Here is a 23137-nt window from a genome sequence, read left to right as displayed (position 1 = left end):
CCGGCAGATTCATGCTCTGCCGGGCAATGTGCCGGATACTCATCCGGCATTAGACGCAATATTAGTACGCGTTAACAACCACCCACATCGGGCCTTGTCCTACCGCGTAACGACCTTTCTCCGTCAACAGTCCTTGTTCGCCAGCAATCTCGTATACCGCGATATGGTGCGATTTTTGTCCGGCTGCAATCAGGTATTTACCTCTGTTATCGATATTAAAACCGCGCGGCTGAGTTTCGGTAGGTTGGAAACCTTCTTTGGTCAACACGCTGCCATCTTCAGAGACGCTAAAGACCGTAATCAGGCTGGCGGTGCGATCACAGGCATACAGATGGCGACCATCCGGTGTGATGTGAATATCTGCTGCCCAACGGGTATCCGCGAAATCAGCAGGCATCATATCCAGCGTCTGCACACACTCAATCTTGCCGTACGGATCTTTCAGCTCCCAGACATCAACAGAGCTATTCAGCTCGTTCACGCAGTAGGCATATTGCTTATTCGGATGGAACGCCATATGACGCGGGCCCGCGCCTTCAACGGTAGTCACTTCAGCCGGTTCCTGCGCAACCAGATGGCCATCATCGCTAACGTCAAACAGGCAGATACGATCCTGTTTCAACGCCGGAACCCAAAGGGTACGGTTATCCGGAGAGATGTTGGCTGAGTGGCAACCATCCAGACCTTCTACCACGTCAACCAGTTCCACCGGCAGGCCATCTTCCAGACGCGTGACACTCACGCTACCCGCGTTATAAGAGCCAACGAACACGAAACGTCCCTGATGATCGGTAGAAATATGCGTCGGGCTACCCGGCAGCGCTGACTCTGCCGCGAAGGTCAGCGCTCCGTCATCAGGCGCAATACGATAAGCCAACACGCGAAACTCCGGGCGCACACCAACATAGAGGTAACGCTTATCCGGGCTGACGACCATCGGCTGTACCTGACCCGGTACATCAACCACCTGCGTCAGCGTCAGAGAACCATCGTGATTCAGGCTCCAGACGTGGATTTGCTGACTTTCAGGGCTGGCGGTATAAACGGTTTGCTTCATGAATACTCCTTTGCTTTTTGGCAGGTGGCTGCAATTGCCTGACACACGCCTAAGGTAGACGCTTTTAACGGTGAATGCTTAATTAAGGCTCAGAATTTTGTCCGGCTCCCGTCTCGGTGTACCATTCCAGCAGACAAAATTCTCAACCTTAATCTGGAAAAAACTATGACCGCACGCGTGATTGCCCTGGATTTAGACGGTACCCTGTTGACCCCGAAAAAAACCTTGCTGCCATCCTCTCTCGAAGCGCTCTCGCGCGCCAGAGAAGCAGGCTACCAACTTATCATTGTCACAGGTCGCCATCACGTTGCTATTCATCCTTTTTATCAGGCACTGGCGCTGGATACACCTGCAATTTGCTGTAACGGTACCTACTTGTATGATTATCAGGCAAAAAAGGTACTGGAATCCGATCCCCTCCCGGTAGACCAGGCATTACAGCTGATCGAAATGCTGGATGAACATCAGATCCACGGGCTGATGTATGTGGATGAGGCCATGCTGTATGAGCGCCCAACCGGGCATGTGGTGCGTACCGCTAACTGGGCGCAAACTCTGCCGCCGGAACAGCGCCCGACCTTCACCCAGGTTCCTTCGCTGGCGCAGGCCGCACATGACGTCAACGCCGTCTGGAAATTTGCTCTAACCGACGAAGATATTCCGAAACTGCAGCAGTTTGGCCAGTACGTTGAGCAACAGCTGGGACTGGAGTGTGAATGGTCCTGGCATGATCAGGTCGACATTGCACGTAAAGGCAACAGCAAAGGACGACGCCTTACCCAGTGGATTGAAGCACAGGGCAGGTCAATGGAAAACGTGATTGCCTTTGGTGATAACTTTAACGATATCAGCATGCTGGAAGCCGCAGGTATCGGTGTGGCGATGGGCAACGCGGATGACGCGGTCAAAGCCCGCGCCAACATCGTGATTGGTGACAACACCACAGACAGCATCGCGAAATTTATCTACTCCCACCTGCTGTAATCAGGCGGTAATCGATACGCTCTTAATTTGCGCGTACAGCCACAGGCCAGGTTTGATACCCAGTTCATCCCTGGCCCATGGGCTAATCCTCGCCCACAGCGTCTTACCGCCCACCTCAAGCTGAACTTCCACCTGACCGTTATCGTCATAGCATTGCGCGACTTTTGCCCGGAGAACGTTACGAATACTGGTCTGCTGGGGTGGTTGGAGCACCAGTGAAACATCAGATGCCTGAATACGAATACGCAGCGCGGTTTGCAGCGGTTGCTCCAGCTTATTGACCCACAGATGCTGATCGCCGAGCGCCAGCGCGGTCATCGCATAGTGTGGATGATGTTCCAGCACGCTGACTTTCAGAATACTGCTTTGCTGTTCCTTAGGCAGCCAGGGGTGCATCACGCTGCTACCCCAGACATCTTCCAGCGAACCAAACGCTTTGACCTGCCCGTTCTCCAGCACCATCACTTTATCCGCCAGGTGCAAAATCTCATCAAGCGAGTGGCTGACATACAGCATCGGAATATTGATTTCACGTGCAAGGCGTTGCAGGTAAGGCAGCAGTTCGCGTTTACGCGGTATATCCAGTGAGGCTAACGGCTCATCAAGCAGCAATAACTCAGGCGCGGTCAGCAGCGCCCGACCGATGGCGACACGCTGCTTTTCACCGCCAGAAAGACCGCCAGGCAGACGGTCAAGCAGCGGTTCAATGCCCAACAACGCCACCAGCTTATCAAACTGTCCGGCCATGCTTTTCGCCATTCCGTAACGCAGGTTGCCGCGCACTTTATAGTGCGGGAACAGGCGCGCATCCTGGAAAACATAGCCCACCCGGCGTTTTTCCGGCGTTAAACAGATACCGTTCTCGACGTCGTTTAAGACCCGACCGTTGAGCACGATGCGTCCGGACTGCGGCTGTGTCAGGCCGCTGATGGCGTTAATCAGTGAGGTTTTGCCCGCACCGGAAACGCCAAAAATAGCGGTGATGCCGCTGGCTGGCAGCGTTTCGTTGAGCGTCAGGCAATGCGTCCCCAGCGTCTGGGAGAAATTGAGTTCCAGCATAATTATCGCCCCGTCCGCTCACGGCTAATACGCGCCAGCCATTCAGAAATCAGCAGCGAAATCAGCGCTAAAACAATAGAAATGATACACAACCTCGCCGCCGCGCTTTCGCCGCCGGGAGTCTGGATCAGGGTATACATCGCCGAAGGAATGGTGCGGGTTTCACCAGGAATGTTGGAAACAAAAGTAATGGTTGCGCCGAATTCCCCGAGGGAACGCGCGAACGCCAGCACCGTACCGACAATAATGCCGGGCAGCATCAGCGGTAGCGTAATGGTCATGAATACACGCCAGCGTCCGGCTCCCAGCGTGCGGGCCGCCTGCTCCAGCTTGATGTCGACACCTTCCAGCGCCAGACGAATTGCCCGTACCATCAGAGGAAAAGACATCACCGCCGCAGCCAGTACCGCACCGCGCCAGCTAAAGGCAAAGGTAATGCCAAACCAGTCGTACAACCATTCGCCAATGAATCCGCGCCGCCCCATGGCGACCAACAGCAGATAGCCCACCACGACCGGCGGCAGAACCAGCGGCAAATGCAGAACGCTGTCGAGCAGCGCTTTGCCCGGGAACTTGCATCGCACAAGCAGCCAGGCAAAGAAGATCCCAAACGGCAAACTAAACAACACAGCCAGGGAAGAAACTTTCAGGCTCAGGATGACGGCCTGCCATTCAGGATCGGTCAGTATCATTACTTGGTCGTAAATCCATAACGTTTAAAGATTTCAGCAGCCTGCGGTCCTTTCAGGTAATCATAGAACGCGCTAACCGTTGCGTTTTTGTGCCCATCAACAATCGCGATAGGGTATTCCACTTTTTTGTGCGAATCTTCCGGGAAAGTCGCAACAACTTTTACGCCCTTACTGGCGACAGCATCGGAACCATAGACGATCCCCAGCGGCGCTTCGTTACGTTCTACCAGCGCCAGCGCACCGCGCACGTCTTCAGCAGGAGCCAGTTTCGGGGCCAGGGTATCCCATGCACCCAGTTTTTGCAGCGCTTCTTTGGCATAAATGCCCGCCGGAACATGTTCTGGATCGCCAACAGCCAGGCGTCCACCATTCAACAGACTGGTCCAGTTGGTTTTACTGTCAATGGTGAAGTCTTTCTGTGCGCTGGCTTTCGGCGCAACCACCACCAGACTGTTACCCAACAGCGTTTCACGCGATGCGGTATCAATCGACTTCTTGTCTACCGCGTAGTCCATCCATTTCTGATCGGCAGAAATAAACAGATCGGCCGGTGCGCCTGCTTCAATCTGACGCGCCAGTGTGGAAGAAGAAGCAAAAGAGGAGACAACATCAACGTTCTTCTCTTTTTTATATTGCGTTGCAATGTCCTGCATCGCGTTGGTCAGCGAAGCCGCTGCAAAAACGGTAATCTTTCCTTCATCCGCCAGCGCATGCCCGGCAACGGTAAGAGAAAGTGTTGCCCCTGCAAACAAGCGTAACCATGTACGTGCCATCTGTAACTCCTTTGCGTTTCGTTATGTAGGCGCAAATATAACGAGTAAACCAGGATTTTCCCAGTGGTTATTGATACCAATTAGAGGTTACACAAAGAAAATATCGGCAGGGAAAGCAAGATCTTGAGAAAACGAGTTGGCAGGCAAAAAATATAAACGCCCGACTGAGCGGGCGTTTGGGGAATCAATGATTCTGTCTGGACTGGTCTTTCTGACCGATAGAGGAGAAGATGTTGAACACTTCACCCAGTCCGTAAATCAGCCCCAGGATGACAGCCATCACCACAGGAACCATAATTACGGCGAATACCAGACTTTTCAATAACTCTAACATGGTCAACTCCAGATATAGTCCTTAGTTGTATTCTAACCACATAACACAGAAAAGCACTCCCCTTTTGTGCGGTTGGCTTTGCGCGCGCGCGGTTTTCCGTCACAATACCCCTTTTGCCAGGAGCTTGTGATGCAGGCCGAAATCCTTCTTACGCTGAAACTTCAGCAAAAACTGTTTGCCGATCCCCGTCGCATTTCTCTGCTTAAGCACATTGCACTTTCCGGCTCCATCAGTCAGGGCGCGAAGGATGCAGGTATCAGCTATAAAAGCGCCTGGGATGCGATTAACGAAATGAATCAGCTCAGCGAGCAGACGCTGGTTGAGCGCGCCACTGGCGGCAAAGGCGGCGGCGGCGCGGTATTAACGCGCTACGGCCAACGCTTAATCCAGCTGTATGATTTATTAGCGCAAATCCAACAGAAAGCCTTCGATGTTTTGAGCGATGACGACGCACTCCCGCTCAATAGCCTGCTGGCGGCGATCTCTCGCTTTTCGCTGCAAACCAGCGCCCGTAACCAGTGGTTTGGCACCATTACCGCCCGCGACCACGATCAGGTTCAACAGCATGTCGACGTGCTGCTGGCGGATGGCGAAACGCGCCTGAAAGTGGCAATCACTGCACAAAGCGGCGAGCGTCTCGGGCTTGAGGAAGGCAAAGAAGTACTGATTCTGTTGAAAGCGCCGTGGGTAGGAATCACTCAGGACGACGCCATCGCTCAGGCCGCCGATAACCAGTTGCAGGGCACAATCAGCCATATCGAACGCGGAGCGGAGCAGTGCGAAGTGTTGATGACCTTGCCAGACGGCCAGACGCTGTGCGCGACTTTGCCGATAGAGCAGACCCACACATTAACGGAAGGCGCTAACGTCACAGCATATTTTAATGCGGACAGGGTGATTATCGCCACACTGTGCTGAGTTAATTGACATCAGCCTGAAGAACACGTATCCCTGTTATTCATCGCTGCAAATAATGGGATACAAAATGTCATCGTTGCAAATTTCGCAAGGCACGTTTCGTCTTAGCGACACAAAAACGCTCCAGTTAGATGCGTTGACGTTAAACGCGGGTGATAGCTGGGCGTTTGTTGGCTCTAACGGCAGCGGGAAATCTGCGCTGGCCCGCGCGCTGGCGGGCGAGTTACCGCTTCTGAAAGGCGAACGTCACTGTCAGTTTACGCGTATTACCCGGCTCTCATTTGAGCAGCTACAAAAGCTGGTCAGCGACGAGTGGCAGCGAAACAACACCGATCTTCTTAGTCCCGGTGAAGACGACACCGGGCGCACGACCGCAGAAATCATTCAGGACGAAGTCCACGACCCCGCCCGCTGCGCTGCGCTGGCGCAGCAGTTTGGCATTTCATCCCTACTTAACAGGCGTTTCAAATACCTTTCCACCGGTGAAACGCGCAAAACCCTACTCTGCCAGGCATTAATGTCCACACCGGATTTACTGATCCTTGATGAACCCTTTGACGGGCTGGACGTGGCGTCCCGTCGCCAGTTAGCAGAGTTGCTCGCTGAGTTGCACCGGGCCGGTTTAACGTTGGTACTGGTGCTTAATCGCTTTGATGAAATTCCTGAGTTCGTGCAGTTTGCCGGCGTACTTGCCGACTGCACGCTGACGGAAATCGGTGCAAAACCCGACCTTCTGCAACAGGCATTAATCGCTCAGCTTGCCCATAGCGAACGGCTGGAAGGCATCCAGTTACCCGAACCGGATGAGCCTTCGGTGCGCCACACGTTGTCAGATAACGAGCCGCGCATTGTGCTTAACGACGGCACCGTCTCGTATAACGATCGCCCTATCCTGCATCATCTGAGCTGGCGGGTAAATCCGGGGGAACACTGGCAAATCATCGGCCCCAACGGTGCGGGGAAATCAACCCTGCTCAGTTTAATCACTGGCGATCATCCCCAGGGATATAGCAACGACCTGACCCTGTTTGGCCGCCGCCGGGGCAGCGGTGAAACTATCTGGGATATCAAAAAACATATTGGCTATGTCAGCAGCAGCCTGCATCTGGATTACCGGGTAAGTACGACAGTTCGCAACGTTATTCTCTCCGGTTATTTCGATTCAATCGGCATTTATCAGGCCGTCTCCGACAGGCAGCACAAGCTGGTACAACAGTGGCTGGATATTCTGGGCATCGATAAACGTACCGCGGATGCGCCATTTCATAGTCTTTCCTGGGGGCAGCAGCGGCTGGCATTGATTGTTCGTGCACTGGTGAAACATCCTACGTTGCTGATCCTCGATGAACCGTTACAAGGATTAGATCCGCTCAACCGTCAACTGATCCGTCGGTTTGTGGATGTCCTGATCGGTGAAGGTGAAACTCAGCTTTTGTTTGTCTCTCATCACGCCGAAGATGCCCCGGCCTGCATTACCAATCGGCTAGAGTTTGTACCCGAGGGTGATATCTACGCCTATCGACAAACCTCTCTGCGTTAATTTTCATGCCAGGGCGTTTATCACGCCCTTTTTTCTGCTTTTTTTTCAGACAAGTGCTGAAATAACAACCTAACATAATGATTTATAATAAAGTAACTGGCAGCATCGAGTGAAAACACCGGAGTGTAAACGATTCCACTAATTTATTCCGTGTCACACTTTTCGCATCTTTGTTATGCTATGGTTATTGCATACCATAGGCTTAACGGAGCGAATTATGAGAGTATTGGTTACAGGTGGTAGCGGTTACATTGGAAGCCACACTTGCGTGCAGTTGCTGAAAAACGGTCACGAAGTGGTGATCCTGGATAATCTCTGCAACAGCAAGCGTAGCGTACTGCCCGTCATTGAGCGTTTAGGCGGCAAGCATCCGACCTTCGTGGAAGGAGACATCCGTAACGAAGCGCTGATAACCGAAATTCTGCACGATCATGCCATTGATACGGTCATCCATTTTGCCGGTTTAAAAGCCGTTGGAGAATCCGTTGCCAAGCCGCTGGAGTACTATGACAACAACGTCAACGGCACTCTGCGTCTGGTGAATGCAATGCGCGCTGCCAACGTGAAAAACTTCATTTTCAGCTCCTCCGCGACCGTCTATGGCGATCAGCCGCAAATTCCTTACGTTGAAAGCTTCCCCACCGGCACGCCGCAAAGTCCGTACGGCAAAAGCAAGCTGATGGTGGAACAGATCCTGACCGATCTGCAAAAAGCGCAGCCCGACTGGAGCATTGCCCTGCTGCGCTACTTTAACCCGGTTGGCGCTCATCCATCGGGAGATATGGGGGAAGATCCGCAAGGTATTCCAAACAACCTGATGCCTTACATCGCGCAGGTTGCCGTTGGCCGTCGCGAATCTCTTGCCATATTTGGCAATGACTACCCTACTGAAGATGGCACCGGCGTACGCGACTACATCCACGTGATGGATCTCGCCGACGGCCATGTTGCTGCCATGGAAAAACTGGCGGGCAAACAGGGCGTACATATTTACAACCTCGGTGCAGGCATCGGCAGCAGCGTGCTGGACGTGGTCAACGCCTTCAGCAAAGCTTGCGGTAAACCGGTGAATTACCATTTCGCCCCGCGCCGTGATGGCGATCTTCCGGCCTACTGGGCTGACGCCAGCAAAGCCGATCGCGAGCTCAACTGGCGCGTGACCCGCACACTGGATGAAATGGCACAAGATACCTGGCACTGGCAGTCACGCCACCCGCAGGGATATTCGGATTAAGGACCAATCATGACGCAATTCAATCCTGTCGATCATCCACATCGCCGTTTTAACCCGCTCACCGGGCAGTGGATCCTCGTATCACCACATCGCGCCAAACGCCCGTGGCAAGGGGCGCAGGAAACTCCGTCTAAGCAGGTACTGCCTGCACATGACCCGGACTGCTTCCTGTGCGCTGGCAATACGCGCGTTACCGGCGACAAAAACCCGGATTACACCGGGACCTATGTCTTTACCAATGACTTTGCGGCGCTGATGTCCGATACCCCGGACGCGCCGGACAGTCACGATCCGTTAATGCGATGCCAGAGCGCGCGCGGTACCAGCCGTGTAATTTGCTTCTCGCCCGATCACAGCAAAACGCTGCCGGAACTCAGCGTCCCTGCACTAACAGAAATTGTGAAAACGTGGCAGGAACAGACTGAAGACTTAGGCAAAACCTATCCCTGGGTGCAGGTATTTGAGAATAAAGGCGCAGCGATGGGGTGCTCAAACCCGCACCCACACGGACAAATTTGGGCCAACAGCTTTTTGCCTAACGAAGCCGAACGTGAAGATCGCCTGCAGAAAGCGTACTTCGCCGAACAAGGCGCGCCGATGCTCGTTGATTACGTCCAGCGTGAGCTGGCGGACGGCAGCCGTACGGTCGTTGAAACCGAGCACTGGCTGGCAGTTGTCCCTTACTGGGCCGCGTGGCCGTTCGAAACGCTGCTGCTGCCGAAAGCGCACGTGTTGCGAATTACCGATTTGACCGACGAACAGCGTGCTGACCTGGCGCTGGCGTTGAAAAAACTGACCAGTCGTTATGACAACCTGTTCCAGTGCTCATTCCCCTATTCTATGGGCTGGCACGGCGCACCGTTTAACGGTGAAGAAAACCAACACTGGCAGTTGCACGCACACTTTTACCCGCCGCTGCTGCGTTCCGCGACCGTGCGTAAATTTATGGTCGGTTATGAAATGCTGGCAGAAACCCAGCGCGACCTGACGGCAGAACAAGCGGCTGAACGACTGCGTGCGGTCAGCGACATCCATTTTCGCGAATCCGGAGTTTAAATAATGAGTCTGAAAGAAAAAACACAATCTCTGTTTGCTGAAACATTTGGCTACCCTGCCACCCATACTATTCAGGCACCGGGTCGTGTGAACCTGATCGGTGAACATACCGATTATAACGACGGCTTCGTTCTGCCCTGCGCTATCGACTATCAAACCGTTATCAGCTGTGCGGCACGCGACGATCGAAAAGTCCGTGTGATCGCCGCTGATTACGACAATCAGGTTGATGAGTTCTCGCTTGATGCGCCAATTATCGCTCATGACAGCCAGCAGTGGTCAAACTACGTGCGTGGCGTAGTGAAACATCTGCAAAAGCGCAATAACGCCTTTGGCGGCGCGGATCTGGTGATCAGCGGTAACGTCCCGCAGGGTGCGGGCTTAAGCTCTTCTGCCTCACTGGAAGTCGCTGTGGGTACGGTATTCCAGCAGCTCTATCATCTGCCGCTCGACGGCGCGCAGATTGCCCTGAATGGCCAGGAAGCTGAAAACCAGTTTGTCGGCTGTAACTGCGGCATTATGGATCAACTGATCTCGGCACTTGGTAAGAAAGATCATGCGCTACTGATCGACTGCCGAACGCTGGGCACCAAAGCCGTTTCCATGCCTGAGGGCGTAGCGGTGGTGATCATCAACAGTAACTTTAAACGCACATTGGTCGGTAGCGAATACAATACCCGTCGCGAACAGTGTGAAACCGGCGCGCGTTTCTTCCAGCAGCCAGCGCTGCGTGATGTCAGCCTTGAAGCCTTCAACGCTGTCGCCCACGAACTGGATCCGATTGTCGCCAAACGCGTTCGCCACGTGATCACGGAAAATGCGCGTACCGTTGAAGCCGCACAGGCGCTGGAAAAAGGCGACCTGCTGCGCATGGGCCAGCTGATGGCGGAATCTCACGCCTCAATGCGCGATGACTTTGAAATTACCGTGCCGCAAATTGATACGCTGGTCGAGATTGTCAAAGCGACCATCGGCGATAAAGGCGGTGTCCGTATGACCGGCGGCGGCTTCGGCGGCTGCATCGTGGCGCTGATCCCGCAAGATTTGGTACCTGCCGTACAGCAGGCCGTCGCGGAACAATACGAAGCAAAAACCGGTATCAAAGAAACATTCTACGTCTGCAAACCTTCACAAGGAGCAGGACAATGTTAAGCGAAATCCCTGTGCAGGCTCCGGACGGTCAGCCGTTTCGCCTGCTCACCCTGCGCAATGACGCAGGGATGGTCGTCACGCTCATGGACTGGGGCGCGACGCTGCTCTCTGCGCGTATTCCGCTTAGCGATGGTAGCGTGCGTGAAGCATTGCTCGGGTGCGCCAGTCCGGAACAATACCCGGAGCAGGCTGCGTTTCTGGGCGCTTCAATTGGTCGCTACGCTAACCGTATCGCCAACAGCCGCTATACCTTTGCCGGCGAAACCGTTGAGTTGGTACCAAGTCAGGGCAACAACCAGCTGCACGGCGGGCCAGACGGTTTCGACAAACGTCGCTGGCAGATAGTCAATCAGAATGACCGTCAGGTGCTGTTCGCCTTAACATCTGACGATGGCGATCAGGGTTTTCCTGGCCATCTATGCGCCACCGCGCAGTATCGCCTGACTGACGATAATCGTATTTCGATAACCTACCGCGCCACGGTCGATAAGCCCTGTCCGGTGAATCTGACGAATCACGTTTATTTTAACCTCGACGGTGACAAAACGGATGTGCGCCAGCATAAGCTGCAAATTATGGCGGACGAGTACTTGCCGGTTGATGAAATGGGCATCCCGCATGACGGGCTGAAATCCGTCGCTGGTAGCACTTTCGATTTCCGCACGCCTAAAATGATCAGTAGTGAATTTCTTGCCGATGACGATCAGCGCAAGGTGAAAGGTTACGATCACGCCTTCCTGCTTCAGGCACAGGGCAATGCGCGTACGCCGGTCGCCCGACTGTGGTCCCAGGATGAAAAACTGCAGATGGTGGTATACACCTCCGCCCCGGCATTGCAGTTTTACTCCGGCAACTTCCTCGGCGGTACGCCATCTCGTGGGCCTGATGCCTACAAAGACTGGCAAGGCCTGGCGCTGGAAAGTGAGTTTCTCCCGGACAGCCCAAACCATCCAGAGTGGCAGCAGCCGGACTGCTTCTTACGCCCGGGTGAAGAGTATGCCAGCGTGACGGAATATCAGTTTATTCCAGTCTGATCCTTTCCCCTCACAGGCCCGATGACGTAACGTAGCGGGCCTGTTATTTGTTTATCACAGTAGAACCGCTCAAATCCCCACCACTCAAAGACAAAATCGCAACCTTGAATTCACAAGAACCTTACACTGTGGCGCTATTTTCGCTATGGTTATGCGTAAGCATTGCCGCTGACGCTTTACGGCAATATAATGAGAATTATTATCATTCAATATGATTTATAGGAGTGAGTGTATGGCTGTAACTAAGCTGGTTCTGGTACGTCACGGTGAAAGTCAGTGGAACAACGAAAACCGTTTTACCGGTTGGTATGACGTTGATCTGTCAGAGAAAGGCGTGGGCGAAGCAAAAGCGGCAGGTAAACTGCTGAAAGAAGAAGGCTACAGCTTCGATTTTGCTTATACTTCTGTGCTGAAACGTGCCATCCACACCCTGTGGAACGTACTGGACGAACTGGATCAGGCCTGGCTGCCGGTTGAAAAATCCTGGAAACTGAACGAACGTCATTACGGCGCGCTGCAGGGTCTGAACAAAGCTGAAACCGCTGAAAAATACGGTGACGAGCAGGTTAAACAATGGCGTCGCGGCTTTGCGGTAACTCCACCGGAACTGACCAAAGATGACGAGCGTTATCCGGGTCACGATCCGCGTTATGCGAAGTTGACCGACAAAGAGTTGCCGGTTACCGAAAGCCTGGCGCTGACCATCGATCGCGTTATCCCCTACTGGAACGAAACCATTCTGCCGCGCATGAAAAGCGGTGAGCGCGTAATTATCGCCGCTCACGGTAACTCTCTGCGTGCGCTGGTTAAATACCTGGATAACATGGGCGAAGATGAGATCCTTGAATTGAACATCCCGACCGGCGTACCGCTGGTATATGAGTTCGACGAAAACTTCAAACCAATCAAACATTACTATCTGGGTAATGCTGACGAGATCGCAGCAAAAGCAGCAGCCGTTGCGAACCAGGGTAAAGCGAAGTAATTTTCATCTTGGGTCAAACGAAAAAAGCGTGGAATGCTCCACGCTTTTTTATTGCCGGATGACGGCGTTGCCTTATCCGGCCTACCGAGCATAGCCCGGATGAATTTTTTAACCGCGGCGCACTTTTACCGCATCCGCCAGCTGGCGCAACACCGCATCGGTATCTTCCCAGCCAATGCAGGCGTCGGTGATGCTCTTACCGTAGGTCAGCGGCTCACCGCTATCCGGGTTTTGATTGCCTTCTACCAGATGGCTTTCGATCATCACGCCAATAATTGCTTTTTCGCCCCCAGCAACTTGTCCGCAAACATCTTTCGCGACATCCATCTGCTTTTTGAACTGCTTGCTGGAGTTGGCATGGCTAAAGTCGATCATCACCTGCGCTGAAAGCCCTGCTTTGATCAGACCTTCTTTCACGTCGGCAACGTGCTGAGCGCTGTAGTTCGGCTCTTTGCCGCCGCGCAAAATAATATGGCAATCGCCATTACCACTGGTATTTACGATCGCCGAATGACCCCATTTGGTCACAGACAGGAAGCAGTGCGGCGCTCCTGCGGCATTAATCGCATCAATCGCTACTTTTATCGTGCCATCAGTACCGTTTTTAAAGCCAACCGGGCAGGACAGACCAGACGCCAGCTCGCGGTGCACCTGAGATTCTGTGGTACGTGCCCCAATCGCGCCCCAGCTCATCAGGTCGGCGAGGTATTGCGGCGTAATCATATCGAGGAATTCACCCGCAGCAGGCAATCCGCTGTCATTGATATCCAGCAGCAGTTTACGCGCAATGCGCAGCCCATCGTTGATCTGGAAGCTGTTGTCCATGTGCGGATCGTTGATAAGCCCTTTCCAGCCGACGGTAGTTCGCGGTTTTTCAAAATAGACGCGCATAACGATTTCAAGCTCGCCTTTTAACTCTTCACGCAGTGCCAGCAGGCGAGCGGCATACTCTTTGGCGGCTGCCGGATCATGAATAGAGCAAGGCCCAATCACTACCAACAGGCGATCGTCACTCCCTTTCAGGATTTTGTGAATCGCCTTACGGGCATGAGCCACCGTGTTTGCGGCATTTTCAGTAGCGGGGAATTTTTCCAACAATGCGACTGGCGGTAATAACTCGTTGATCTCTTTAATGCGTAAATCGTCGTTCTGATAATTCATGATTATTCCAGCGTTGCCATACTTATATAAATGAATGCAATCCCTCCAATCTATATCTTCAGTCATAAAGTGTAAACGGGGTTTTACACTTTGGACGGATTAATCCTGGAATTGGCCAAAAAAACGCAATAAAGTAGCGAAAAACGAGATCCAACCTACAATTTATAACTGTAACAGCTTTAATTTTCATAAATTTCAAGATTCTATGCTGGGTTTAATTTCTCTGGCAAAACTATTAACCACATATTGATGATGTAACTGGCACATGCACTGTTGGAAGACGTTATCCGACATATCGACCATAACAGGAGCATATTATGCATATGACAAAGCTGGCTTCACTCTTTCTTACCGCTACACTCAGCCTCGCCAGCGGCGCGGCGCTGGCTGCTGAAACCAATACGCAGTCCAATAACGGCCAGGCAAATTCCTCGGCGGATGCCGGTCAGGTCGCCCCAGACGCACGCGAAAACGTGGCACCAAATAATGTCGACAACAGTAACGTGAATTCGGGTGGCACAATGCTGCACCCGAACGGTTCATCAATGAACCATGAAGGGATGACCAAAGATGAGATGCACAAAAACACCATGTGTAAGGACGGTCGCTGCCCTGATGTGAATAAGAAGGTTGAGACCGGAAACGGCATTAACAATGATGCTGAGACAAAAACTGATGGCACTACGCAGTAACGCTGAAAATAAAGCTAATAATGGGAGAGCAATAGCTCTCCTTTTTAATTTTATCATCCCAAAAACGGTATGATGGCATACAGTAAAGATGAGAATAACAAAGGGATGGCATAATGGCGCACTCGCATACTCATACTTCTTCTGAGCAACCCAAGGACAATAATGCCCGCCGCTTGATGTTTGCATTCTGCATTACAGCCGGATTTATGTTGGTTGAAGTGGTGGGTGGCATACTTTCAGGTTCACTGGCCTTGTTGGCCGATGCCGGGCATATGCTCACTGATGCCGCAGCGCTCCTTTTTGCGCTGCTGGCCGTCCGGTTTTCCCATCGCCCGCCCACAATACGACACACCTTCGGCTGGCTGAGGCTCACGACACTGGCCGCGTTTGTTAACGCCATCGCATTGGTCGTGATCACCATTTTAATCGTCTGGGAAGCCATTGAGCGCTTCCATACGCCCCGCCCCGTGGCTGGCGGCATGATGATGGTTATAGCTGTCGCGGGTTTACTGGCTAACGTGCTGGCTTTTTGGGTTCTACACCGCGGCAGTGAGGATAAAAACCTGAACGTCCGCGCCGCGGCACTACATGTGATGGGCGATTTACTCGGCTCGGTCGGGGCGATCATCGCTGCGCTGATTATTATCTGGACGGGCTGGACGCCTGCGGACCCGATTCTCTCGATTCTGGTTTCCGTGCTGGTACTACGTAGCGCCTGGCGACTGTTAAAGGATAGCGTTAATGAATTACTGGAAGGCGCCCCGCTGACGCTGGATATCGCCGCACTGCAGCGCCATCTCGGCCGGGATATCCCCGAAGTCCGCAATGTGCACCATGTCCATGTCTGGATGGTGGGTGAAAAACCGGTAATGACGCTGCATGTGCAGGTGGTCCCGCCGCACGATCACGACGCGCTGCTGGAGCGTATTCAGCATTTCCTTATCCATCACTACCAGATTGAACACGCCACGATCCAGATGGAGTATCAGCCGTGTAATGGGCCGGACTGCCACCTGTATCAGGGGGTATCCGGCCATTCACACCATCACCATTAATGGGACAGCGCGTGGGAACCCCGCTCGCGCGCGCTGTTAATCCACATCCTGCTACCGTTCAGGGCGATAACCGTCAGGATCATATACTCCAGCGACATGGCATATACGCCTTGCAGGGCGAAAATCACTACGCTTATTACGTTAATGATCACCCACAGCAGCCAGTTTTCAACGTACTTACGCGTCATCAGGATCATCGCCGCAATCGACAACACCATCATGCAGGAGTCCCAGAACGGGAATGCATCGGGTTGCAACTCAGGCACAACAACCTGCAATCCTAATGCCTGCATAATGTTCACCGCAATGCGGGTCAGGAACGCAAAGACCGGATCGATATAGACCGACATCAGACCGATCGCCACCACGCAAGCCGCCAGCCAGCCGATCGCTTTTGGTAACGGCAGCCAGCGAATTTTCAGTTCCGCTTCATGCTGGTTGGTTTGCCTGGACCAGGCATACCAGCCGTAGATGTTGGCGGCAAAGAAGAAAACTTGCAGCAACAGGCTTGCATAGAGCTGGATCTGAAAGAAGATAATCGCAAACAGCGTGACGTTTATCAGGCCGAAGAAGTAATTGCTGATTTTCTCAAGGCTTGCCAGGCCAATACACAGCAACCCAGCGATCGTCCCCACAGCTTCGATCCACGACAGATCGTAACCGCCAGCGCCAATCGGAATATGTACCAGAATGTTCTGCGTGCTAAAAAAGTCCATCTTTTCCCCCAGAGCCAAAAAATTAATTAAGCTCGAAGTGTAGCCGCAAATTCCAACATGCGGTTTAACGGCAACAACGCCCCTTCTCGCAGCGCAGCATCAACATGTATCTCATGAGCCGCTCCGCCTTGTTCCAGGCCCTCAGCAATCGCCTTGAGGCCGTTCATCGCCATCCACGGACAATGCGCACAGCTGCGGCAGGTTGCCCCCTCACCAGCCGTCGGCGCTTCAAGCAATTCTTTATCCGGAACGGCCTGCTGCATTTTGTAAAATATGCCCCGGTCAGTCGCCACAATCAGCTGTTGATGCGGTAACGATTTAGCTGCGTTGATTAACTGGCTGGTTGAGCCAACCGCATCGGCCATATCAACGATAGACTGAGGGGACTCCGGGTGCACCAACACCGCTGCATCAGGGTAAAGCCCCTTCATGCGTGTTAAAGCCTGAGTCTTAAATTCGTCGTGGACGATACAGGCCCCCTGCCAACAAAGAACGTCTGCACCGGTCTGTTTTTGGACGTAGTTGCCCAGATGTCTGTCCGGAGCCCAGATGATTTTTTCACCTAAACTATCAAGATGCTCAATAAGTTCTACCGCGATACTGGATGTGACGACCCAGTCCGCACGTGCTTTAACGGCGGCTGAGGTATTGGCGTAAACCACTACGGTACGATCCGGGTGCGCATCACAAAACGCGCTGAACGCATCAATCGGACAGCCCAGATCTAATGAGCATTCCGCCTGTAGGGTCGGCATCAGGATGGTCTTTTCCGGGCTGAGGATTTTGGCGGTTTCCCCCATAAACCTCACGCCTGCAACCAACAGCGTAGAGGCAGAATGTTTTGAGCCGAAACGCGCCATCTCCAGAGAATCAGAAATACAACCACCGGTCTCTTCGGCCAACTGCTGAATTTCGGGATCGGTGTAATAGTGCGCGACCATAACGGCATCACGCTCTTTCAGCAGGCGCTTGATTTTTTCACGATAAAATTGCTTTTCATCCACACTCAGCGGGGCTGGCTTCGGCGGAAACGGATAAATTGCTGCTTCTGGATCAAACATCACGCTCATCTTGCTTTCTCGTTTTACTGGCTTAACGAAATAACCGATTAAAAGCGTGACGCACGCCGTATTCGGTTAGTTTTGTTTTATATGCTAAACAAGATAGCGGATTGGCGTAAGAAAGTCACAATAATTGCGTGTGATGAATGCCGGAAGGCGGCTGACGTCTTATCTGGCCTACGTGAATAGTGTCGTCTGTAGGACTGATAAGCGAAGCGCATCAGGCAAGCAGATTCGAATCTTATAAATCGCAGATAGCAAAAAGGCGCCTTTAGGGCGCCTTTTTACACTGGTGGGGCGTGCAGGATGACTCGCTTTGCTCGCCCTCCGGGCCGTCGCCGTAAACGGCTCCGTTGTCTCACTACGTGAGACCCGAACCTGCTGCAGGTTCGAATCGTTAATTCTGCGCATAGCAAAAAGGCGCCTTTAGGGCGCCTTTTTACACTGGTGGGGCGTGCAGGATTCGAACCTGCGACCAATTGATTAAAAGTCAACTGCTCTACCAACTGAGCTAACGCCCCCGTATGGGGTTTACTTCTTTATACTTTCAGGATGGTGGGTCGTGCAGGATTCGAACCTGCGACCAATTGATTAAAAGTCAACTGCTCTACCAACTGAGCTAACGACCCGCTCGGGTATAACCTGAAAATTTTTACTCGGTGCCACCAATAAGTTGGTGGGGCGTGCAGGATTCGAACCTGCGACCAATTGATTAAAAGTCAACTGCTCTACCAACTGAGCTAACGCCCCGAGTGGTGGGTGATGACGGGATCGAACCGCCGACCCCCTCCTTGTAAGGGAGGTGCTCTCCCAGCTGAGCTAATCACCCGATACTGCGCTGGATACTACTTACTAACTAAGTTAGTGGTGGGTCGTGCAGGATTCGAACCTGCGACCAATTGATTAAAAGTCAACTGCTCTACCAACTGAGCTAACGACCCACTTTTTTTGCCGCTTTCGGGCTGTTTGATATCCCTTGGCAACGGCGGCATATATTACTGATTTCAGATTTTAGCGCAACAAAAATTTCGATGTAAACAACTCAACTGCTTAGGAATCACACGACGCGACCAGAATTAACACGATTTCTGGTCGCATGGTGTTCATTACATCGCGCCAAGGCGTTTTTGCGCTTGTTTCGCGCCATCAGTGCCAGGGTATTTAGTGATAACCTGCTGATAAACGGCTTTCGCTTTCTCTTTATCACCTTTGTCCTGCATGATGACGCCGACTTTATACATCGCGTCTGCAGCCTTTGGTGATTTCGGGAAGTTTTTGACTACTGAAGCAAAATAGAACGCTGCATCATCTTTTTTCCCCTTGTTGTAATTCAACTGACCCAGCCAGTAATTCGCATTTGGCAGGTAAGTTGAGTCTGGGTACTTTTTAATGAAGTTCTGAAATGCTTCAATCGCGTCATCCTGGCGGGATTTATCCTGCACCAGAGCAATGGCCGCATTGTAATCGGTATTCGCATCGCCAGTTTGTACCGGAGCACCTGACGCTGCCGCTGGACCCGCATCAGGTGCAGGGGTTGCTGCTGCCCCACTCTGATCGCCGCCCGCAGATTGCGCAGCAGGTGCACTACCGCTGCCAAGATTATTCATCTGCAGCAATATCTGCTTCTGGCGTTCAACAACCTGATTCAGTTGATACTGATTTTCCTGAATTTGACCGCGCAGGGAATCAATATCGGACTGATTATCGGAGAGTTGTTGCTGGAGTTGGGTTAAAAGCTGACTGTGAGCGTTAGAAATACGCTCGAGTTGAGTGACACGGTCTTCGACCGAGCCAGAGCCGACACTACTGATTGGCGCCTGTGCAAAAGCGGCCCAGGGGGCCGCTATGCCAACCAGTAACGACAGACTCAACAGATGATGTCTGAAGTTACTGCTCATGCAATTCTCTTAGTAAACCAGTACGGCGCGACGGTTTTTGGCGTAAGCCGCTTCGTCATGACCCAGTACTGCAGGTTTTTCTTTACCGTAAGAAACGATGGAGATCTGGTCAGCAGAAACGCCTTTACCCTGCAGGTACATCTTAACGGCGTTCGCACGACGCTCACCCAAGGAGATGTTGTACTCAGGAGTACCACGTTCGTCCGCATGACCTTCTACGGTGACTTTGTAAGACGGGTTGCTACGCAGGAAGTTAGCGTGAGCATCCAGCATTGCAGCGAAGTCAGAACGGATATCGTACTTGTCCAGATCGAAGTAAACGATGTTGTTCTGCTGCAGCTGTTGCATCTGAAGACGCGCTTGCTCTTCAGAAGACATGTTGCCGCTGCCGTTTGCATCCATACCAGTGCCGGCACCCAGCATGCCTTCGCTGCCGTCATTGCTGGCGTTCTTGTTAGAAGAACACGCTGCAATAGCCATAACAGGCAGAGCAATCATCAGCCCTTTCAGCACTTTGTTCAGTTGCATTTCAATGATTCCTTTATTAATCAATTATTTATTATCACAGATACGGCGACCAGGCAGGGAATTTAACCTGTCCATCAGTTGCCGGAAGACGCGCTTTGAAACGCCCATCTGTAGAAACCAAATTCAGCACGGATCCCATCCCCTGAGAAGAGCTGTAGATTACCATAGTGCCGTTAGGTGCCAGACTTGGCGTTTCGTCCAGGAACGTTGACGACAGAACTTGTACGCCACCCGCTACCAGATCTTGTTTGGCAATGTGCTGCTGACCGTTGGCCGAGCTTACCATTACCATAAATTTACCGTCGCTGCTCACATCCGCATCCTGGTTTTGCGAACCTTCCCAGGTAATGCGCTGCGGAGCACCGCCGTTGACGTTAACTTTATATACCTGCGGACGACCGGCCTGGTCAGACGTAAAGGCCAGGTTTTGGCTGTCCGGGAACCAGGTAGGTTCCGTGTTGTTGCTACGACCATCCGTCACCTGACGGATCTGACCGGAACCAATGTCCATGACATACAGGTTCAGGCTACCGGTTTTAGACAGGGCAAACGCCAGTTTGCTGCCATCCGGAGAAAACGCAGGCGCACCGTTGTGACGTGGGAACGAGGCTACCTGACGAACCGCGCCGTTAGACAGTGTCTGAATAACCAGTGCAGAACGACCGCTTTCGAAGGTAACGTACGCCAGTTTTGAACCGTCCGGGGACCACGCCGGAGACATCAGCGGCTGCGGAGAGCGGTGTACCACGAACTGGTTGTAACCATCGTAGTCGGACACACGTAATTCGTACGGGAACTGACCACCGTTGGTCTGAACAACATAAGCGATACGGGTACGGAATGCACCTTTAATGCCGGTCAGTTTTTCAAACACTTCGTCACTTGCAGTATGGCCCGCGTAACGCAGCCACTGCTTGTTCACTTTATAGGTGTTCTGTGCCAGTACGGTACCCGGTGCGCCACCGGTGTCAACCAGCTGATAGGCAACGCTGTAAGAACCATCCGGGTTCGGCGTAACCTGGCCGACGACTACGGCATCAATGCCCAGCGCAGACCAAGCGGCAGGTTGAACTTCCTGCGCGGTACCGGGCTGCTGAGGCAGACGAGAACGGTCTAACGGGTTAAATTTACCGCTGTTACGCAGGTCAGCACCTACGATACCACCGATATCTTCAGGTGCAGCACCCGGTCCTGCCCACTGGAAGGGGACAACACCAATCGGGCGCGCCGAGTCCACCCCCTGGGTGATCTCGATACGTACTTCTGCGTGCAGCACCGCTGCCCACAGCATCAGAAAACCAAATGCTACTCGTAATGCCTGCTTCATCATATCTCCCTTATCTGGACGGAAAGCCCACGATAATTTAGCAGAATGTTAACAAACTCAAATACACAAAACTACCAGAACTCTGTCTCAACCTTAGACCGTTTTCTTCCGAAAATTCGGGAAAACCCAGCTTACGGTTTAAAGTCCAGAGGTGCGTTTTTAAATACTTCGTATACCGCCTGGCTTGGTGGTTTTGGAATCTTCGCCTGTCGGGCTGCGGCAAGCGCAGCCTGACAAAGTGCGGGATCTCCACCTTCAGACTGAATATCCAGCAACATACCATCAGAAGCCAGTTTTATCCGCAGCGTACAGGTTTTGCCTGCATAGGACGATGCGTCGTAGAACTTACTTTCAATAGCAGATTTAATCTGCCCTGCATAATTACTGATGTCCGCGCCCGATGCGCCATTATTTTTAGTATTACCACTCCCTGCCGGGGAAGCATTGTTTCCTTTCGCTCCACCGCCCGATTTCGGTGCATTCTTACCGGAGCTCAGGTCACCCAACAAGTCGTCAACGCCAGAGGCTGCAGCGGCTTTTTCGGCCGCAGCCTTTTTAGCAGCAGCTGCTTTATCTGCCGCAGCTTTCTTATCGGCAGCGGCTTTCTCAGCTGCAGCTTTTTTGTCTGCTGCTGCTTTTTCTGCAGCGGCTTTCTTATCAGCCGCCGCTTTTTCAGCAGCGGCAGCTTTCGCGGCAGCGGCTTTTTCTGCTTTCTCAGCAGCAGCTTTCTCGGCTGCTGCTTGCTTAGCGGCCTCAGCCTGTGCTTTCTTCGCAGCGTCCGCAGCTGCCTTAGCAGCTTGTGCTTCTGCAGCTTTCTTCGCATCAGCGGCGGCTTTAGCGGCTTCAGCCTCAGCTTTTTTCTGTGCGTCTGCAGCGGCTTTCTTCGCGGCATCTGCCGCTTGCTTAGCCTGGGCATCAGCTTTAGCCTTCGCGTCTGCAGCAGCCTTCGCCGCAGCCTCTTCAGCCTGTTTCTGTTGCTCTTGCGCTTTCGCTGCGGCGGCTTCAGCTTGCTTCTGCTGTTCCGCCTGTTCGCGCACTTTTTCCTGCGCGGCTAAACGTTCTTTTTCCAGCTGCTTCAGTCGCTCTTGCTCAGCTGCCTGCTTCTCGCGAAGTTCTTCAGCTTGCTGCTGCGCCTGCTTTTCACGCTGCTCTTCAGCGCGTTTCGCACTTGCCTGCTGTTGCTGCTGCCTGTCGTACTGTTGCACAACGGCGCCAGGATCGACCATAACGGCGTCGATGGACGAACCGCCACCGCCGCCGGCTGAAGCATCAATGTGCTCATCGAACGAACTCCAGATCAGCGCTGCAAATAAAATGACATGCAGCACCGCTGAAATAATTATCGCCCTTTTGAGCTTGTCGTTTTGTTCGGTTGCCTTTGACACTCTCGGTTCCCAAAAAACTGTTCGCCTGTTACGTGCTATCTTTCAAGCCAGCAAAACGCAGTCATCAGATTGGCTGCGTCATCAAGCCAACCGATTTTACGCCTGCACTGTGTAACAAGTTCAGCGCTTTAATTATTTCATCATAAGGCACGTCTTTCGCACCACCGATTAAAAAGACCGTTTTCGGATTGGTCTGCAGGCGGCTTTTCGCTTCCGCAATAACCTGCTCCGGTGGTAGTTGATCCATACGATCTTTCTCAACCACCACGCTGTATTGCCCAATACCGGAAACTTCAATAATGACCGGGGGTTCGTCGTTACTGCTGACGGCTTGCGATTCGGTCGCATCCGGCAAGTCGACTTCCACACTCTGCGTAATGATCGGCGCGGTTGCCATAAAGATCAGCAACAGCACCAGCAGTACGTCGAGCAGCGGTACAATATTGATTTCGGACTTGAGTTCGCGACGACCTCGTCCACGCGTTCTGGCCATGGC

Annotated in this window: 23 protein-coding genes, 5 tRNA genes and 1 other RNA gene; 10 read left to right on the top strand and 19 right to left on the bottom strand. The window is 52.7% G+C overall.

The window, feature by feature from the left end:
* Nucleotides 1-61: 61 nt before the first annotated feature.
* Nucleotides 62-1057 carry a 6-phosphogluconolactonase gene (gene pgl / locus OGY13_RS02925; protein WP_020996535.1) on the bottom strand — a complete coding sequence of 332 codons (996 nt, stop codon included), beginning with the start codon at nucleotides 1055-1057 and terminating at the stop codon, nucleotides 62-64.
* A gap of 165 nt (nucleotides 1058-1222) precedes the next feature.
* On the opposite strand from pgl, the gene OGY13_RS02920 reads away from it, so the two are divergent.
* On the top strand, nucleotides 1223-2041 hold the full coding sequence (locus tag OGY13_RS02920) for a pyridoxal phosphatase (RefSeq protein WP_213752087.1): 819 nt from the start codon (nucleotides 1223-1225) through the stop codon (nucleotides 2039-2041).
* Here the strand turns inward: OGY13_RS02920 and modC are convergent, their stop codons facing one another.
* From modC to OGY13_RS02900, 4 genes are all read right to left on the bottom strand, one after another.
* Nucleotides 2042-3100 carry a molybdenum ABC transporter ATP-binding protein ModC gene (modC, locus tag OGY13_RS02915; protein ID WP_003831474.1) on the bottom strand — a complete coding sequence of 353 codons (1059 nt, stop codon included), beginning with the start codon at nucleotides 3098-3100 and terminating at the stop codon, nucleotides 2042-2044.
* A gap of 2 nt (nucleotides 3101-3102) precedes the next feature.
* Nucleotides 3103-3792, bottom strand: a complete 690-nt coding sequence (modB, locus tag OGY13_RS02910; protein ID WP_213752088.1) for a molybdate ABC transporter permease subunit — start codon at nucleotides 3790-3792, stop codon at nucleotides 3103-3105.
* Nucleotides 3792-4565 (bottom strand): molybdate ABC transporter substrate-binding protein, encoded by a 774-nt coding sequence (gene modA, locus OGY13_RS02905; RefSeq protein ID WP_003831470.1) that lies wholly within the window; start codon nucleotides 4563-4565, stop codon nucleotides 3792-3794. Before modA ends, modB begins: the two co-directional genes overlap by 1 nt.
* A 184-nt stretch (nucleotides 4566-4749) precedes the next feature.
* Nucleotides 4750-4899, bottom strand: a complete 150-nt coding sequence (locus OGY13_RS02900) for an AcrZ family multidrug efflux pump-associated protein (RefSeq protein ID WP_020996536.1) — start codon at nucleotides 4897-4899, stop codon at nucleotides 4750-4752.
* A 129-nt stretch (nucleotides 4900-5028) separates the two neighbouring features.
* Here OGY13_RS02900 and modE point away from each other — a divergent pair, with 129 nt between their 5' ends.
* The 7 genes from modE (at nucleotide 5029) to gpmA (ending at nucleotide 12818) form a co-directional block, all read left to right on the top strand.
* Nucleotides 5029-5817, top strand: a complete 789-nt coding sequence (modE, locus tag OGY13_RS02895) for a molybdenum-dependent transcriptional regulator (RefSeq protein ID WP_003831465.1) — start codon at nucleotides 5029-5031, stop codon at nucleotides 5815-5817.
* Between the two features lie 67 nt (nucleotides 5818-5884).
* Nucleotides 5885-7357, top strand: coding sequence for a molybdate ABC transporter ATP-binding protein ModF (modF, locus tag OGY13_RS02890; RefSeq protein ID WP_213752089.1), 1473 nt, complete (start codon nucleotides 5885-5887; stop codon nucleotides 7355-7357).
* 217 nt (nucleotides 7358-7574) lie between these two features.
* Nucleotides 7575-8591 (top strand): UDP-glucose 4-epimerase GalE, encoded by a 1017-nt coding sequence (gene galE / locus OGY13_RS02885; RefSeq protein WP_003831462.1) that lies wholly within the window; start codon nucleotides 7575-7577, stop codon nucleotides 8589-8591.
* A gap of 9 nt (nucleotides 8592-8600) precedes the next feature.
* Nucleotides 8601-9647: a galactose-1-phosphate uridylyltransferase gene (galT, locus tag OGY13_RS02880; RefSeq protein WP_032942745.1), complete on the top strand. Its 1047-nt coding sequence runs from the start codon at nucleotides 8601-8603 to the stop codon at nucleotides 9645-9647.
* 3 nt (nucleotides 9648-9650) lie between these two features.
* Nucleotides 9651-10799: a galactokinase gene (gene galK / locus OGY13_RS02875; RefSeq protein ID WP_032942744.1), complete on the top strand. Its 1149-nt coding sequence runs from the start codon at nucleotides 9651-9653 to the stop codon at nucleotides 10797-10799.
* Entirely contained in the window at nucleotides 10793-11833 is a 1041-nt protein-coding gene (gene galM / locus OGY13_RS02870) for a galactose-1-epimerase (protein ID WP_213752090.1), read from the top strand. The genes galK and galM overlap by 7 nt, the downstream gene beginning before the upstream one ends.
* A 232-nt stretch (nucleotides 11834-12065) precedes the next feature.
* On the top strand, nucleotides 12066-12818 hold the full coding sequence (gpmA, locus tag OGY13_RS02865) for a 2,3-diphosphoglycerate-dependent phosphoglycerate mutase (protein WP_003022999.1): 753 nt from the start codon (nucleotides 12066-12068) through the stop codon (nucleotides 12816-12818).
* A 108-nt stretch (nucleotides 12819-12926) separates the two neighbouring features.
* On the opposite strand, the gene aroG is transcribed toward gpmA, so the two are convergent.
* Nucleotides 12927-13979, bottom strand: coding sequence for a 3-deoxy-7-phosphoheptulonate synthase AroG (gene aroG, locus OGY13_RS02860; RefSeq protein ID WP_100272745.1), 1053 nt, complete (start codon nucleotides 13977-13979; stop codon nucleotides 12927-12929).
* Nucleotides 13980-14296: 317 nt separating this feature from the next.
* Here aroG and OGY13_RS02855 point away from each other — a divergent pair, with 317 nt between their 5' ends.
* Nucleotides 14297-14671 carry a YbgS-like family protein gene (locus OGY13_RS02855; protein ID WP_003022994.1) on the top strand — a complete coding sequence of 125 codons (375 nt, stop codon included), beginning with the start codon at nucleotides 14297-14299 and terminating at the stop codon, nucleotides 14669-14671.
* Between the two features lie 113 nt (nucleotides 14672-14784).
* The gene (gene zitB, locus OGY13_RS02850; RefSeq protein ID WP_213752091.1) at nucleotides 14785-15726 is read left to right on the top strand and encodes a CDF family zinc transporter ZitB; all 942 of its coding nucleotides are present in this window, start codon (nucleotides 14785-14787) and stop codon (nucleotides 15724-15726) included.
* Here the strand turns inward: zitB and pnuC are convergent.
* The 13 genes from pnuC to tolR all read right to left on the bottom strand — a co-directional run bounded on the left by pnuC (nucleotide 15723) and on the right by tolR (nucleotide 23134).
* Nucleotides 15723-16442, bottom strand: coding sequence for a nicotinamide riboside transporter PnuC (gene pnuC / locus OGY13_RS02845; RefSeq protein ID WP_008784161.1), 720 nt, complete (start codon nucleotides 16440-16442; stop codon nucleotides 15723-15725). The two genes, zitB and pnuC, sit on opposite strands and share 4 nt — an antisense overlap.
* 26 nt (nucleotides 16443-16468) lie before the next feature.
* Entirely contained in the window at nucleotides 16469-17512 is a 1044-nt protein-coding gene (nadA, locus tag OGY13_RS02840; RefSeq protein ID WP_003837113.1) for a quinolinate synthase NadA, read from the bottom strand.
* Nucleotides 17513-17793: 281 nt separating this feature from the next.
* Nucleotides 17794-17926, bottom strand: a non-coding RNA gene (locus OGY13_RS02835) — RtT sRNA.
* A gap of 22 nt (nucleotides 17927-17948) precedes the next feature.
* Nucleotides 17949-18024: transfer RNA gene (locus OGY13_RS02830), tRNA-Lys, on the bottom strand.
* A gap of 32 nt (nucleotides 18025-18056) precedes the next feature.
* Nucleotides 18057-18132 (bottom strand) — tRNA-Lys (locus OGY13_RS02825).
* 45 nt (nucleotides 18133-18177) lie between these two features.
* Nucleotides 18178-18253, bottom strand: a tRNA-Lys gene (locus OGY13_RS02820).
* 3 nt (nucleotides 18254-18256) lie between these two features.
* Nucleotides 18257-18332, bottom strand: a tRNA-Val gene (locus OGY13_RS02815).
* Between the two features lie 36 nt (nucleotides 18333-18368).
* Nucleotides 18369-18444: transfer RNA gene (locus tag OGY13_RS02810), tRNA-Lys, on the bottom strand.
* Between the two features lie 165 nt (nucleotides 18445-18609).
* Nucleotides 18610-19401, bottom strand: coding sequence for a cell division protein CpoB (cpoB, locus tag OGY13_RS02805; RefSeq protein WP_213752092.1), 792 nt, complete (start codon nucleotides 19399-19401; stop codon nucleotides 18610-18612).
* A 9-nt stretch (nucleotides 19402-19410) separates the two neighbouring features.
* The gene (pal, locus tag OGY13_RS02800; protein WP_003022983.1) at nucleotides 19411-19929 is read right to left on the bottom strand and encodes a peptidoglycan-associated lipoprotein Pal; all 519 of its coding nucleotides are present in this window, start codon (nucleotides 19927-19929) and stop codon (nucleotides 19411-19413) included.
* A 34-nt stretch (nucleotides 19930-19963) separates the two neighbouring features.
* Nucleotides 19964-21256, bottom strand: coding sequence for a Tol-Pal system beta propeller repeat protein TolB (tolB, locus tag OGY13_RS02795; protein ID WP_003022981.1), 1293 nt, complete (start codon nucleotides 21254-21256; stop codon nucleotides 19964-19966).
* Between the two features lie 131 nt (nucleotides 21257-21387).
* Nucleotides 21388-22641: a cell envelope integrity protein TolA gene (gene tolA / locus OGY13_RS02790; RefSeq protein ID WP_079934627.1), complete on the bottom strand. Its 1254-nt coding sequence runs from the start codon at nucleotides 22639-22641 to the stop codon at nucleotides 21388-21390.
* A gap of 64 nt (nucleotides 22642-22705) precedes the next feature.
* Nucleotides 22706-23134, bottom strand: coding sequence for a colicin uptake protein TolR (gene tolR / locus OGY13_RS02785; RefSeq protein WP_003022978.1), 429 nt, complete (start codon nucleotides 23132-23134; stop codon nucleotides 22706-22708).
* Between the last annotated feature and the right edge of the window lie 3 nt (nucleotides 23135-23137).

It is taken from the genome of Citrobacter sp. Cpo045, from assembly GCF_030332875.1.
GTDB classification, from domain to species: Bacteria; Pseudomonadota; Gammaproteobacteria; order Enterobacterales; family Enterobacteriaceae; genus Citrobacter; species Citrobacter portucalensis.
This window is presented reverse-complemented; position numbering and strand designations above follow the sequence as displayed.